General features: G+C 38.7%; 18 protein-coding genes. 16 read left to right on the forward strand and 2 right to left on the reverse strand.

Annotated features, from left to right (window positions below):
* Positions 1 to 8: 8 nt before the first annotated feature.
* Together AC2YJL_RS02140 and AC2YJL_RS02145 are read right to left on the reverse strand one after the other, a co-directional pair.
* On the reverse strand, positions 9 to 407 hold the full coding sequence (locus AC2YJL_RS02140; RefSeq protein ID WP_013059160.1) for an SA1362 family protein: 399 nt from the start codon (positions 405 to 407) through the stop codon (positions 9 to 11).
* Positions 408 to 455: 48 nt separating this feature from the next.
* Entirely contained in the window at positions 456 to 1412 is a 957-nt protein-coding gene (locus tag AC2YJL_RS02145) for a DUF1385 domain-containing protein (RefSeq protein WP_013085002.1), read from the reverse strand.
* A 298-nt stretch (positions 1413 to 1710) separates the two neighbouring features.
* Here AC2YJL_RS02145 and AC2YJL_RS02150 point away from each other — a divergent pair, with 298 nt between their 5' ends.
* The 16 genes from AC2YJL_RS02150 (at position 1711) to AC2YJL_RS02225 (ending at position 12832) form a co-directional block, all read left to right on the forward strand.
* A complete protein-coding gene (locus tag AC2YJL_RS02150) occupies positions 1711 to 2247 on the forward strand; it encodes a YqhR family membrane protein (protein WP_050689215.1) in 537 nt (178 codons plus the stop codon).
* A gap of 121 nt (positions 2248 to 2368) precedes the next feature.
* A complete protein-coding gene (gene aroQ / locus AC2YJL_RS02155; RefSeq protein WP_013059157.1) occupies positions 2369 to 2806 on the forward strand; it encodes a type II 3-dehydroquinate dehydratase in 438 nt (145 codons plus the stop codon).
* A gap of 1 nt (position 2807) precedes the next feature.
* A complete protein-coding gene (locus AC2YJL_RS02160) occupies positions 2808 to 3866 on the forward strand; it encodes a M24 family metallopeptidase (RefSeq protein WP_028410654.1) in 1059 nt (352 codons plus the stop codon).
* A 19-nt stretch (positions 3867 to 3885) separates the two neighbouring features.
* Positions 3886 to 4443, forward strand: coding sequence for an elongation factor P (efp, locus tag AC2YJL_RS02165; protein ID WP_013059155.1), 558 nt, complete (start codon positions 3886 to 3888; stop codon positions 4441 to 4443).
* 138 nt (positions 4444 to 4581) lie between these two features.
* Positions 4582 to 4863 carry a YqhV family protein gene (locus AC2YJL_RS02170; protein ID WP_013059154.1) on the forward strand — a complete coding sequence of 94 codons (282 nt, stop codon included), beginning with the start codon at positions 4582 to 4584 and terminating at the stop codon, positions 4861 to 4863.
* A 65-nt stretch (positions 4864 to 4928) separates the two neighbouring features.
* A complete protein-coding gene (gene spoIIIAA / locus AC2YJL_RS02175; protein ID WP_230933585.1) occupies positions 4929 to 5876 on the forward strand; it encodes a stage III sporulation protein AA in 948 nt (315 codons plus the stop codon).
* 6 nt (positions 5877 to 5882) lie between these two features.
* The gene (gene spoIIIAB, locus AC2YJL_RS02180; protein WP_230933584.1) at positions 5883 to 6395 is read left to right on the forward strand and encodes a stage III sporulation protein SpoIIIAB; all 513 of its coding nucleotides are present in this window, start codon (positions 5883 to 5885) and stop codon (positions 6393 to 6395) included.
* A 19-nt stretch (positions 6396 to 6414) separates the two neighbouring features.
* The gene (gene spoIIIAC, locus AC2YJL_RS02185; protein ID WP_013059151.1) at positions 6415 to 6621 is read left to right on the forward strand and encodes a stage III sporulation protein AC; all 207 of its coding nucleotides are present in this window, start codon (positions 6415 to 6417) and stop codon (positions 6619 to 6621) included.
* Positions 6622 to 6641: 20 nt separating this feature from the next.
* The gene (gene spoIIIAD, locus AC2YJL_RS02190) at positions 6642 to 7025 is read left to right on the forward strand and encodes a stage III sporulation protein AD (RefSeq protein WP_013059150.1); all 384 of its coding nucleotides are present in this window, start codon (positions 6642 to 6644) and stop codon (positions 7023 to 7025) included.
* Between the two features lie 24 nt (positions 7026 to 7049).
* Positions 7050 to 8234, forward strand: a complete 1185-nt coding sequence (gene spoIIIAE / locus AC2YJL_RS02195; RefSeq protein WP_230933583.1) for a stage III sporulation protein AE — start codon at positions 7050 to 7052, stop codon at positions 8232 to 8234.
* On the forward strand, positions 8231 to 8860 hold the full coding sequence (gene spoIIIAF / locus AC2YJL_RS02200; RefSeq protein WP_369361631.1) for a stage III sporulation protein AF: 630 nt from the start codon (positions 8231 to 8233) through the stop codon (positions 8858 to 8860). Before spoIIIAE ends, spoIIIAF begins: the two co-directional genes overlap by 4 nt.
* On the forward strand, positions 8857 to 9519 hold the full coding sequence (gene spoIIIAG / locus AC2YJL_RS02205) for a stage III sporulation protein AG (protein WP_251568815.1): 663 nt from the start codon (positions 8857 to 8859) through the stop codon (positions 9517 to 9519). Before spoIIIAF ends, spoIIIAG begins: the two co-directional genes overlap by 4 nt.
* A 7-nt stretch (positions 9520 to 9526) precedes the next feature.
* Positions 9527 to 10177, forward strand: coding sequence for a SpoIIIAH-like family protein (locus AC2YJL_RS02210; RefSeq protein ID WP_285852898.1), 651 nt, complete (start codon positions 9527 to 9529; stop codon positions 10175 to 10177).
* Positions 10178 to 10529: 352 nt separating this feature from the next.
* Positions 10530 to 11036, forward strand: a complete 507-nt coding sequence (gene accB / locus AC2YJL_RS02215) for an acetyl-CoA carboxylase biotin carboxyl carrier protein (RefSeq protein ID WP_028410660.1) — start codon at positions 10530 to 10532, stop codon at positions 11034 to 11036.
* Positions 11037 to 11048: 12 nt separating this feature from the next.
* Positions 11049 to 12401 (forward strand): acetyl-CoA carboxylase biotin carboxylase subunit, encoded by a 1353-nt coding sequence (gene accC / locus AC2YJL_RS02220; protein WP_013084993.1) that lies wholly within the window; start codon positions 11049 to 11051, stop codon positions 12399 to 12401.
* A gap of 29 nt (positions 12402 to 12430) precedes the next feature.
* Positions 12431 to 12832 carry an Asp23/Gls24 family envelope stress response protein gene (locus AC2YJL_RS02225; RefSeq protein ID WP_251568814.1) on the forward strand — a complete coding sequence of 134 codons (402 nt, stop codon included), beginning with the start codon at positions 12431 to 12433 and terminating at the stop codon, positions 12830 to 12832.
* Positions 12833 to 12840: the final 8 nt, after the last annotated feature.

A 12840-nucleotide genomic window follows, 5' to 3' on the forward strand; every position in this document is an offset into this window, starting at 1 on the left:
TTGTTTTTTTAAAAGAATGCTCTATTTTTCTTTTTTCCTTTTTTACCTTCGATGACGGTCAAGTGTGAGTTGTTTTTCTTTTTCTTTAGCGGTTTCGTTGACTTGGATACCGGGCGCTTATTTGAGCTTCGGTACGTATGCATATCAACTTTGTTGCTTCCTCGCTCTTTTTCTTTTTGACGCAGTTTTGATTGTTTTACTGCGCGCACATACCCTCTATCTTGACCTTTTGTCTGAGAAGGGCGGAGAATAAACCGATAAACTAAGTAAAACAAAATGATAAACAGAAAAATATAACCTGCTTGACGTAATAAAACAGCTGGATCTGTAATCAACGTAAATGCAAAGCCAATGACTCCTAACCCGATTAGACCATATACAAGTGGTTTCACGAATGGACGTCTCATTTTGTTCACCTCCTAAAATAGTAAAAAAAGAAAGCAAAACGGTGTGGATTAGACAACTTGTTCGTCAGTGGTAGAAGAAAGTTCATTTTCAACGCGTAAAAGTTCTTTAAATGAAGCAATCGCAACTTCAACTTGATCATCTTTTGGTTCTTTGGTTGTTAAAAGTTGAAGCCATAAACCGGGATAACCTAAAAAGCGAAGAAGAGGGACATGACGAACTTTATTGGTTAACTGTAACACTTCAAATGATAAACCAAGGACAACTGGGATTAATGCAAGGCGATCCACAATTCGTAACCAAAGAGGATCCGTTGGAACGAGTAGGTAGACAAACATTCCTACAACTACGGTAAAGAGGATAAAGCTACTTCCGCAGCGATAATGAAGTCGAGATTGTGCTTGCACGGCTTCTACCGTAAGTTCAGCATTGTTTTCATATGCATTAATGACCTTGTGTTCTGCTCCATGATATTGAAACACCCGTTTAATAAGTGGCGTTTGTGAAATCACATAAATATAGCCAAGGAGCAATAATAGTTTAAATACTCCTTCAATAAAAACCTGAGCTACACTTGAAGTGAAAACAGGACGTGTCAATTGTGCTAAAAACACAGGAATCAATGTAAATAGTACTTTCCCGAAAAGAAAGGATATTACACCAATAGTTGCAACGCCAAATATTAAAGATAGTTTTGATTCTTTTTTCTCTTTTTGTTGTTCTTCTGCTACTTGAGCATCATCTTCTGGATTCACGTCATAGCGTTCAGAGGAAAAGTTCAAGTGCTGCGTACCGTTTGCACTGGCTTCAACAATAGCAGCAATTCCTCGTAAAAAAGGAATTTTTTTTAAAGCAGTGAGTACGGAATTTGATTTTCTTTTTGAATGAAAATAATCAATAGATTGATCTTTGCGGCGAATAGCCGTCACCATCATACGTTTGCCACCGAACATGACGCCTTCTATAACGGCTTGACCACCATACGCAGGTTTTTGTAATTTAGACATTTCAGGCACCAACCTAACTTAACTAGACTAGACTTCTTAGTATTTTATATTCTACAGCAAAATCAAATAAACCTCTAGGCGGATGCATGTTATCTAGTTTAGCCAATATTTTTCATCTCCACACCCTTGTTATGAATTTTTTTCCTTTCACTTATAAAATTTGTTTATGAAACTCTGTGCGAAGTAGTTTTAAAATGTCTCTTTGATATCAGGCTCCCTTCTTGCGTATAGGAAGAGTAATAAACGTAAAAACTTAGAAATGAGAAAAAAGTTCATACTACATCAAGAGGTGATTAATATGTCAGAACCTAAAGAACAGCATGAAAAAAAACAGGATAACCACCCTACGCATAAACAGGAAATGTCTTTTTTATTTAAAGCCGTCTTTATTTCCTTTTTTGGAGGGATTTTCTGGAGCTTTATTGGCTATTTAAATTATCTGTTCAGCTTTAGTGTTATCAATCCAAATATGCTTTTAGATCCATGGGCATTAGGTGATTGGAAGGATAAAGGAATAGGTGTTATCGTCAGTATTTTTCTTATAGGGGTATTATCTATTGTTGTCGGGTTGTTATACTACGTCCTATTAAAGAAGTTTAAAACAATTTGGATAGGTTTTGCTTACGGCTTATTATGGTGGGCAATTGTATTCGTTGTTTTGAATCCGCTCTTTCCCAATTTAAAAACAATTGGAGAGCTTCCAGCTAACACGATTATTTCATCCCTCTGTATTTATATTTTATATGGTGTATTCATCGGATATTCCATTTCTTTTGAAGCTGCAGAGCTTCAAACAAAAGATGAATCTACAGATTTTCAAACGGCGAATAAGTAGTGTGAATGTTCCAACGTATGCTAATATATTCTATATAATGATTTAAAAAGAAAAATAAAGTGCAAATTCACATAAGTGAGCTGCATAAAGGGTTCGTAGTAGGGGAGAGTGTTGAATTAAGATGAATAAGATTTTAGTAATAAACGGTCCTAATTTAAATCGTTTAGGCGTACGCGAACCAGCGGTATATGGGACAGATAATCTTCAAAATCTTGAAGAGAAGCTTCAGCGAGCAGGCAGAGACCATGGGGTAGAAGTTGAGTGCGTACAGTCTAATCACGAAGGTGTAATTATCGACTGGATTCATGAAGCGGATGAGAAATTTGATGGAATTATGATCAATCCTGGTGCTTTTACTCACTACAGTTATGCCATTCGAGATGCGATTGCCAGTATATCTGTTCCTGTTATTGAAGTGCATATTTCAAACGTACATAAGCGTGAAGAGTTTCGCCACCATTCAGTGACGGCACCTGTTACACATGGTCAAATTGTCGGGTTAGGTTTATACGGATACGAGCTTGCCCTGCAGGCACTTTTACAATTAAGGGGGAAATAAAATGAAAATCGAAAAACTACGCGAACAGTTTTCAAAGTTGAATGTGGACGGTGTTGTAATTACAAGTGAATATAACAGACGCTATATGACCAATTTCACAGGATCTGCTGGTGTCGTTATCATTTCTGAAGACAAAGCGGCATTTGTAACAGATTTTCGTTATGTTGAACAAGCAACTAGTCAAACAGAAGGTTTTGATATCGTTCAGCACAAGGGTCCTATTGTAGAAGAAGTAGCGAATGTAGTGAAACAATTTGGAATTAAAAAGCTTGGTTTTGAACAGAATTATGTTACATATGGACAGCATCAATTATTTGATAAGCATATCGGCGCGGAACTTGTTCCAATCTCGCACGCAATCGAAAACTTACGCTTGATAAAGAGTGACTCAGAGATTAAGATATTAAAGGAAGCTGCAAAAATAGCAGATGCAGCATATGAACATATTTTAACCTTTGTTCGTCCTGGTTTAACAGAGCTTCAAGTATCTAATGAGCTGGAGTTCTTTATGAGAAAACAAGGCGCAACATCTTCATCCTTTGATACAATTGTTGCTTCAGGGCATCGCGGGGCTTTACCGCATGGTGTTGCTTCTGAAAAAGTCATTGAAAAAGGGGAACTTGTAACGCTTGATTTTGGCGCATACTATAATGGTTACTGTTCAGATATCACACGAACATTTGCCGTCGGTGAAGTAAGTGATAAGCTAAAAGAAATTTATAATGTCGTACTGCAAGCGCAGCTTAATGGAATGAGCGGCATTAAAGCAGGTATGACGGGTAAAGAAGCAGATGCGTTAACGCGTGATTATATTACAGAACACGGATACGGCCAGTATTTTGGACATTCGACCGGTCACGGCGTAGGGTTAGAAGTACACGAAGGCCCCTCACTTTCTGTGAAATCTACAGATGTACTGCAGCCAGGTATGATTGTAACCGTTGAACCAGGTATTTACATACCAGACTTAGGGGGCGTTCGTATTGAAGATGATACGATCGTCACAGCAGAAGGTAATGAGGCATTATCGCACTCATCAAAAGAGTTCATTATTTTATAAAATGTAGGAGGATTTCTTCATGATTTCAGTAAATGATTTTCGTACAGGTTTGACAGTAGAAGTAGACGGAGGTATTTGGCGTGTAATGGATTTCCAACACGTAAAGCCTGGTAAAGGCGCTGCATTCGTTCGCTCAAAACTACGTAACCTTCGTACAGGAGCTGTGCAAGAAAAAACGTTCCGTGCAGGTGAAAAAGTAGGGAAAGCCCAAATTGATAACCGTAAAATGCAATATCTATATGCAAGCGGCGATCAGCACGTATTCATGGACAACCAGTCTTATGAGCAATTAGAGCTTCCAGCAAGTGCAATTGAATATGAGCTAAAATTCTTAAAAGAGAATATGGAAGTAGCAATTATGATGTACCAAGGTGAGACATTAGGTGTTGAACTTCCAAACACAGTTGAGCTTAAAGTAACAGAAACTGAACCTGGTATTAAAGGTGACACAGCTTCTGGCGGTACAAAACCGGCAACTGTGGAAACTGGCTTAACAGTAAACGTTCCGTTCTTCGTAAACGAAGGCGACGTATTAATTATCAACACAACAGACAGCAGCTACGTATCACGCGCGTAATTGGATCGTGTAAGCAAGATGCAAACATACAAAAAAGGCAGAGAATCATTCTCTGCCTTTTTTGTATGTTTTTTTGTGCTAACTCTTCCTTATTTTGCATAGGTTGTACTAAACAACGCAGAGATATAGGAGGGGCTTATGAAGCAGTGGTTGGATCATTTAAACGGTACGGTATTAACGATGGCGTGCCTTCGATTTATTTCTTCATTTATTGAGTTTATTGCCGCTATTTTAATTGTCACAAACAATGATGTGAAAAAAGCGTTAATGATTAATGGAATGTTAGCGCTTGTTGGTCCGATTGTAATGGTGAGTTCTTTTACCATAGGTTTAGTGTCCGTAGCCGATCAATTATCTTTTGGGAAATTAATCATGATTGTAGTAGGGGTGCTCTTCATTTTAATCGGTGTTTTTAAATAAAAGGTAGGCATAAAATGGTCAAGCTTATAATACATTGAAGTGAGTTCAAATATGAGGGGATGAATATGTTAAACGAAATACTTGCAATCTTTCCGCCTAATTTAAAAAAGACTGTTGAATTTTATGTTACAAACCATTCTCATGTACTAGAAGAAATTCGAGTGCGCGTAGGAAGACCTGTCGAATTTACAATCAACAATCAGCCATATTTCGAATCGTATCTTCCAAGTGCAGAAGATGCTTTATTTATCTTAAATAAATTAAGCCAGTTTTCGATTTATATGATTGAAGAAGAATTGAAAAAAGGATATGTCACCATTGAAGGCGGGCACCGGGTTGGACTAGCGGGAAAAGTTGTAACGGAAAATGGACAGGTTCGTGTGATTCGAGATGTATCATCCTTTAATATCCGGATTGCTAAACAAAAGATTGGTATTTCGAATCAGCTTATTCCTTTTTTATACACTGGCTATTGGCAAAGTACGGTCATCATAGGACCTCCTCAAACAGGAAAAACAACCATGATTCGCGATTTAGCCAGAGTAATAAGTACTGGCATAGAGCCCTCTAAGATTCCTCCGTTTAAAGTGGGAATTGTAGATGAACGATCAGAAATTGCTGGGGCTGTTAAAGGGGTTCCTCAGCATACATTCGGATCTAGAATGGATTTATTAGACAGCTGTCCAAAAGCTGAAGGCATGATGATGATGATTCGCTCCATGAGCCCCGATGTGCTGATCGTGGATGAAGTGGGAAGTGAAGAAGATTGTAAGGCCGTACTTGAAGCGGTTAATGCTGGCGTTCGTGTCATTATGACTGTTCATGGCTATGACATTGAAGATTTAATGAAGCGTCCCACTTTGCAAGCTTTAATGAAACTTCACGTATTCAAAAGGTATGTTGTGCTATCGAACAGCCGAGGTCCTGGAACACTTCAGGCTATCTACGATGAGCACTATAATTCCATGAAAACGTCCGCTGAAAAGTCGCTTATTGAAAATAGTAAAGGGTGATGGTGTATGAAACTGTTTGGTGCCATCTTTATCTTATTTGCTTCCACTTACACAGGATTTGAGTTTGCAAAGCAGCTTAGTGCAAGACCTAGGCAGCTCAGGCAATTAAAAACGGCTCTGAGGTCGTTAGAAGCAGAAATTATGTACAGCAATCGGCCTCTTCAAGAAGTTGCTCATTTGTTATCTCTACAGCTTCCTAATCCTTTGGCTTCTTTGTTTAATGAGTTTTCAATAAAATTACAAGAAGGTACTGAAAGTGTCAAGGAAGCTTGGGAAAAGACCTTGGACCAATTTTGGAAACAAACCGCCCTTAAAACGGGAGAACTAGAAATCTTAAAACAATTTGGTGAAACGCTTGGTCAGCATGATCGTTATTCGCAGCAAAAGCATATCTTACTGACGCTGAACCATCTTGAACGCGAAGAACAAGATGCAGTTGATAAGCAGAATCGCTATGAAAAAATGGTTAAAAGTTTAGGCTTTCTATCTGGGTTGCTACTGGTCATTCTATTGATGTAGCGATAGAGGAGGATTAAATGTGGGAATTGATATGAACACCATTTTTCAGATTGCTGGGATTGGTATCGTCGTAGCTTTTTTAGTCACCGTACTCGAACAGATGGGAAAAAAAGATTACGCGAACTGGGTTACCCTTATCGGCTTTATTTATATTTTATTTATGGTTGCTTCGATTGTAGAGGACTTATTTCAAAAAATCAAATCGGTTTTTTTATTTCAAGGGTAGAGGGGTGAGTTGCCATTGAAATGCTTCAAATTGTGGGCTTAGGGTTAGTAGCTACGTTTTTGGCTCTTATTTTAAAAGAACATAAATCACCTATTGCTTTTTTACTTGTTGTGTTCGTGGGATCCGTGATCTTTCTTTTTTTAATTGATCAAATCTACGAAATTATTAAGATGGTCGAGCGGCTGTCAATTAATGCCCACGTTAACATGATTTATGTGGAAACCATCTTGAAAATTATTGGTATCGCCTATATCGCCGAATTTGGTGCTCAAATTACGAAAGATGCAGGGCAGGGTGCCATTGCTTCTAAAATTGAATTAGGTGGAAAAGTGCTGATTCTCTCCATGGCAATTCCTATTTTAACGGTCATTATTGAAACGATTATTTCAATGCTGCCCAATTAATTTTACTTAATATGAGGTGACGAAATGAAGCGGTGGACGTTTAAATTGAATATACTCGCTCTTCTTTTGTTCCTCTTTTTTTTCTTTCCAGAAAATGTACAAGCTTCCGAACCCCCGAAGCAGCAAGAACTTGTCAATGAACAAATTGATAAGCTCGGTATCGATGAAGTCAAACAGTTTTGGGACGATATTATTACCCAATACGGCGGCTTTTTACCCGAGAGTCAGAAGGGAAGTTTAGTCGATTTTTTAAAAGGAGAAAAAGAGTTCTCTCTTAAAGAATGGCTAGGAGGTCTTGTAAAGTTTTTATTTCATGAAGTATTAGCGAATGGAAAGCTCCTCGGTACGCTCATTATGCTAACGGTTTTTAGCGTGTTTTTACAAACGCTTCAAAGTGCGTTTAATCAGCAAACCGTAAGTAAAGTAGCGTATGCGCTTGTATATATGGTTTTGATCATCATTGCTCTTAATAGTTTTCAAATTGCTATCTCTTATGCAACGGGAGCGATTGAGACCATGACCAAATTCATTTTAGCTCTGGTGCCGCTGCTGCTTGCCCTAATGGCATCATCAGGAGGAGTTGTATCGGCAGCCTTTTTTCATCCGATGATTTTGTTTTTAATGAACACAAGCGGTTTGCTTATTCAATACGTAGTGATGCCGCTGCTTTTTCTTTCAGCACTGCTTAGCATTGTGAGTACGATTTCAGATGAACATAAGGTTACACAGCTTGCTCAGCTGTTGAGAAATATAAGCATTGGCGTGCTTGGAATATTCCTAACTGTTTTTTTAGGGGTGCTGTCCGTTCAAGGGGCCACCTCAGCTGTTGCCGACGGTATTACAATTCGAACGGCAAAGTTTGTCACAGGGAACTTTATACCTGTTGTAGGACGTGTATTCACAGATGCGGCTGACACAGTCATCAGTGCCTCGCTTCTATTAAAGAATTCAGTAGGGATTGCTGGAGTAGCAGTCTTACTGTTAATCGTCGCGTTTCCGGCTATTAAAGTGTTAACGCTCGCTTTTATCTATAAGCTGGCAGCAGCTCTTCTTCAACCTATTGGAGGAGGACCGGTTATTTCCTGCTTGAGCATTATCAGCAAAAGCGTCATCTATATTTTCGCGGCGCTTGCGGTTGTCTCGCTTATGTTTTTCTTATGTTTAACGGTCATCATTACAGCGAGCAACGTCACAATGATGGTGAGGTGAAGAAATTGCAGGCCTTAACGACGTGGATTACTAATATCATTCTTTTTATCTTATTAGCTACCATTATTAATTTACTGTTGCCCAATTCTAGTTTTCAAAAATATACAAAGCTGGTGGTTGGACTTCTTTTAATGCTGATTATTATTACACCCGTTTTTCAAATTTTTAAAGTGGATGTTAATCAAATGTTGAAATCACTTAGCTTATCATCTATTCGATCCGATCAGCAGGTAGAAAATTCAATAGAAAATCAGAAAAAAGAAATACAAGCTTCACAACGTGCATATATTTTAGAACAAATGGCTGTCCAAATGGAGACAGATGTAAAAGAGGAGTTGATGGATCAGTATGGTGTAGCAATTGATCGAATTCACATTGAAACAAAAAAGCCGAACGACGAACCTACCGCTGATAATATTAAATCCATTTCAGTTGCCGTAAGTAAAAAAGCATCGGATGATTCCGAGGTTGTTTCAGCTGTGAAAGTTATTTCTATTGATACCTCCACACCGATCGAAACAAACAAACCAACAGAATCCAAGAAATTATCCAACTATTTAGCAGCAAAATGGGATGTAAAACAAGGCCAAGTTGTTGTGAATATGGAGGAGGGAGACACGAAATGAGTCAAAAGCCAGAAAAAGGTGACCCATCATTTTTTCAGCGGTTCTTTTCACTTAAACAGTCATCAACTATGAAGAAACCTTCAAAGTTAATGTATATAGGCATTTTACTAGCTGCAGGCGTTATCTTTATGGTATTTAGCAACTCACTCACAACATCTATGAATTCAGGCGGATTACTAAAGAGTGCAAGCAAAGAAACCAGCGCACCACCGGTATCACAGGATGTTCCCGCTTTTAGCTCTAAAAAGACAACAACGATGACAGGTTATGAAGAGCGGTATGAGGAAGAATTGAAAGATATTTTGGATCAAGTTAGAGGCGTAAGTAAGGTAAAAGTAATTGTGAACCTAGATGCAACAGAATCCAAAATATATGAAAAAAACAGCGTCACAAAATCGCAAACGACCGACGAAACGGACCGTGAAGGAGGGACTCGTAAAGTTGAAGATTCCTCAACAGACGAACAGCTGGTCATTGTAAGAAGCGGAGAACAAGAAAAGCCTGTTGTAGTTAAAACCGAAAAACCAAAAGTAAGAGGCGTGTTAGTTGTCGCTAAAGGAGCTGATAATATCGAGGTAAAGAAATCTATTATTGAAGCCGTGACAAGAGCGCTCGATATACCAAGTCATAGAGTAGCAGTATTAGCGAAAAAAGGATGAGGGGGAAATGAATATGTTATTAAAAAAGCAAACGGTTTGGTTATTAACAATGCTAAGTTTAGTGGTTGTGTTATCGGTGTATTATATGACAACGCCAGAAAATCCTCAGAGTAATGTTGCGTTAGTAGACAATGAAAAGCAAAGCGAAAAGCAAGCTGATGACAAGGCTCCTGCAGAAGATACAAAACAACAGACAGATGAGGAATCAGGAACAAAAGAAGATTCAAAAACTGAAGGCTCAGCAGAAGATGTAAAGAAGGAAACGGCTAAAAATGCAAAAGAATCAGCGGTTGTATCAAGCACGGACAGCGATGAGCTATTTACGGCGCTTCGTTTGGAATTAAACGATGAAAGAAGTCAATTAAAAGAAGAGTATCAAGAAGTAGCGGCATCAAAAAATGTGACGCCTGCGGAAGTAAGCAAGGCGATGGATAAAATTGATGAATTATCAAAGCTAGGGGAAAAAGAAGCCACGCTGGAAACATTAATTAAAGCAAAAGGATACAGTGACGCGCTAGTAAGAGCAGACGGAAAGCAAGTACAAATTACGGTTAAGACAGAAAAACACTCAAAAACAAAAGCAAATCAAATCATTCAGCTAGTCAAAAAAGAAATGGGTCCAAAAGAAGTAGCGGTAGAGTTTCAGCCAACTAAATAAAGGGAATAAAAGAAGTGTGAAACAGCCTTAAATTGGGGTTGTTTACACTTCTTTTTTTATGAAATGACTAAAATCTAAGCAAGACGGTAAAAATTTTAACATGGCTTTCTTTTTTTACTTCGGTTATAATAGGTTTCATAATCTTATATTAGTACTAGGTGACAAATGTTTTCATACGTATTGTCATCTGTAAAGCTATGTTTCCATTTATAAAACGATAACGCTAAAAAGTTATTATAGAGTAAGTGGAACTTCTTTTTAATGTTTGCCAAACGAATTGAATGGCTGTAGCCATCTATCGTATTATTAACATTGTAGAGAATTCTATTTTCATGAGGTAGGAGTGTTCAATATGTTAAAAATTCAAGAGATCCGTGAGATCATTAAACTAGTTGATCAATCATCAATCGAGGAGTTCACCTATGAGCACGAAGGCTCCAAAATCAAGATGAAGAAAAAAGACGCAATTGTTTCCAAACAAGCGCAGCAAGTAGTGGTTTCGGCACCTGAACAAGTGGCAGCACCTGCACCGCAGGCAGCAGCGGCTCCAGCGCCAGCCCCAGCAGCACAGTCTGCTCAACCAAAAGAAGAACAAGCGGCCCCAGCGGTTGATGAGAGTTTACATAAAATTACATCTCCGATGGTAGGGACATTCTATGCGTCATCATCGCCAGAATCAGATGTATACGTAACTCCTGGAGATAAAGTACAAAAAGATTCGGTTGTATGTATCGTAGAAGCAATGAAATTATTCAATGAAATCGAAGCAGAAGTTAAAGGTGAAATCGTTGACGTATTAGTTGAAAATGGACAACTTGTAGAATACGGTCAACCTCTTTTCTTAGTAAAGCCTGAATAAGGAGCGGTAAATATGATTAAAAAGCTATTAATTGCGAATCGAGGAGAAATTGCGGTTCGAATTATTCGAGCGTGTAAAGAATTAGGTGTAGAATCAGTAGCTGTTCATTCTCAAGCTGATCGTGACTCTTTGCATGTACAATTAGCAGACGAAGCGTATTGTATTGGACCAACGTCATCTAAAGACAGCTATTTAAACTTTACAAACATTATGAGCGTTGCGATGCTAACGGGCTGTGACGCCATTCACCCTGGATACGGCTTTTTAGCTGAAAACGCTGATTTTGCAGAACTATGCAGAGAGTGTAACGTTACATTTGTAGGACCAAGTCCTGAAGCCATTAACAAAATGGGAACAAAAGACGTAGCGAGAGAAACGATGCGTGAAGCGGGTGTCCCAATTGTTCCTGGTTCAACTGGAATTGTAGAGTCAGTGGAAGACGGTATGTCAATCGCTAATGATATTGGCTATCCTGTTATTATTAAAGCAACGGCAGGAGGCGGAGGAAAAGGAATCCGCGTTGCCAAAAATGAACAAGAGCTTATCAAAGGTATTACAATTACACAGCAAGAAGCTGCTACAGCTTTCGGTAACCCTGGTGTGTACATTGAAAAGTTCATTGAGGATTTCCGTCACGTTGAGATCCAAGTGTTGGCTGATTCTCATGGGAATACTGTACATTTAGGAGAGCGTGATTGCTCGATTCAACGCCGTCTTCAAAAATTAATTGAAGAAACGCCTTCTCCAGCGTTAGACGAAAAAACGCGTGAATTAATGGGTGACGCTGCTGTTAAAGCTGCTCAAGCCGTTAATTACACAGGAGCCGGAACAGTGGAATTCATTTATGATTACCGTGAAAACAAATTTTACTTCATGGAAATGAATACGCGTATCCAAGTAGAACACCCTGTTACAGAGATGGTGACAGGAGTTGACTTAATTAAAGAACAAATCAAAGTGGCAAATGGTGAAACTTTACCGTTTACGCAAGAAGAAGTGACATTTAATGGATGGGCAATTGAGTGCCGAATTAACGCGGAAAACCCAGAGAAGAACTTTATGCCTTCACCAGGTACGATTCAAATGTACTTGCCGCCAGGTGGCTACGGAGTGCGCGTAGACTCTGCTGCATACCCGGGCTATGCAATCCCGCCTTACTATGATTCAATGGTGGCTAAATTGATTGTTCATGCTCCAACTCGTGAGGAAGCTATTGAACGAATGAAGCGCGCGTTAGATGAATTTGTTATCGACGGCGTTGCAACCACTATTCCTTTTCACCAAAAACTATTAAATCATGAAAAATTTGTTAGCGGTGAATTCAACACGAAGTTTCTTGAGCTATATGACGTAATGAATTCCTAGTATAATATAAACTATAGGAGGTGCTGTACATGAATGAAAATCATGTATTAGAAATGGAAGAACACCCAAATTCTCTTGGCAAAGTAGAAATTGCTCCTGAGGTTATTGAAGTCATTGCGGGTATTGCTGCTTCTGAAGTAGAAGGCGTTTCTGCAATGAGAGGAAATTTTGCAGCTGGCGTTGTGGAGAAACTAGGAAAGAAAAACCACGGTAAAGGTGTAAAAGTGGACTTAACAGAAAACGGGATAAAAGTAGACGTATTTTGTATGATGAAGTTTGGAGTGTCTATTCCAAGCGTAGCGCAACAAGTACAAGATAACATTCGTCAAGCCCTTAAAAATATGACAGCTATTGATCTCGATGAAGTAAACATTCATATCGTAGGGATTCAGTTTGATACGCAAAAAACTGATATTGAAGAAGTTGAATAAAACAAACG

The sequence above is a fragment of the Priestia sp. SRI_019 genome, assembly GCF_057586255.1.

Bases quoted from the DNA above. Each gene is read 5' to 3' on its own strand.
- AC2YJL_RS02160 (WP_028410654.1), top strand. From the start codon at position 2,808: ATGAAAATCGAAAAACTACGCGAACAGTTTTCAAAGTTGAATGTGGAC.
- spoIIIAD (WP_013059150.1), top strand. From the start codon at position 6,642: ATGCTTCAAATTGTGGGCTTAGGGTTAGTAGCTACGTTTTTGGCTCTT.
- AC2YJL_RS02140 (WP_013059160.1), bottom strand. From the start codon at position 407: ATGAGACGTCCATTCGTGAAACCACTTGTATATGGTCTAATCGGGTTA.
- spoIIIAG (WP_251568815.1), top strand. From the start codon at position 8,857: ATGAGTCAAAAGCCAGAAAAAGGTGACCCATCATTTTTTCAGCGGTTC.
- spoIIIAB (WP_230933584.1), top strand. From the start codon at position 5,883: ATGAAACTGTTTGGTGCCATCTTTATCTTATTTGCTTCCACTTACACA.
- spoIIIAE (WP_230933583.1), top strand. From the start codon at position 7,050: ATGAAGCGGTGGACGTTTAAATTGAATATACTCGCTCTTCTTTTGTTC.
- accC (WP_013084993.1), top strand. From the start codon at position 11,049: ATGATTAAAAAGCTATTAATTGCGAATCGAGGAGAAATTGCGGTTCGA.
- AC2YJL_RS02225 (WP_251568814.1), top strand. From the start codon at position 12,431: ATGAATGAAAATCATGTATTAGAAATGGAAGAACACCCAAATTCTCTT.
- accB (WP_028410660.1), top strand. From the start codon at position 10,530: ATGTTAAAAATTCAAGAGATCCGTGAGATCATTAAACTAGTTGATCAA.
- AC2YJL_RS02210 (WP_285852898.1), top strand. From the start codon at position 9,527: ATGAATATGTTATTAAAAAAGCAAACGGTTTGGTTATTAACAATGCTA.
- spoIIIAA (WP_230933585.1), top strand. From the start codon at position 4,929: ATGTTAAACGAAATACTTGCAATCTTTCCGCCTAATTTAAAAAAGACT.
- AC2YJL_RS02170 (WP_013059154.1), top strand. From the start codon at position 4,582: ATGAAGCAGTGGTTGGATCATTTAAACGGTACGGTATTAACGATGGCG.
- AC2YJL_RS02145 (WP_013085002.1), bottom strand. From the start codon at position 1,412: ATGTCTAAATTACAAAAACCTGCGTATGGTGGTCAAGCCGTTATAGAA.
- AC2YJL_RS02150 (WP_050689215.1), top strand. From the start codon at position 1,711: ATGTCAGAACCTAAAGAACAGCATGAAAAAAAACAGGATAACCACCCT.
- aroQ (WP_013059157.1), top strand. From the start codon at position 2,369: ATGAATAAGATTTTAGTAATAAACGGTCCTAATTTAAATCGTTTAGGC.
- efp (WP_013059155.1), top strand. From the start codon at position 3,886: ATGATTTCAGTAAATGATTTTCGTACAGGTTTGACAGTAGAAGTAGAC.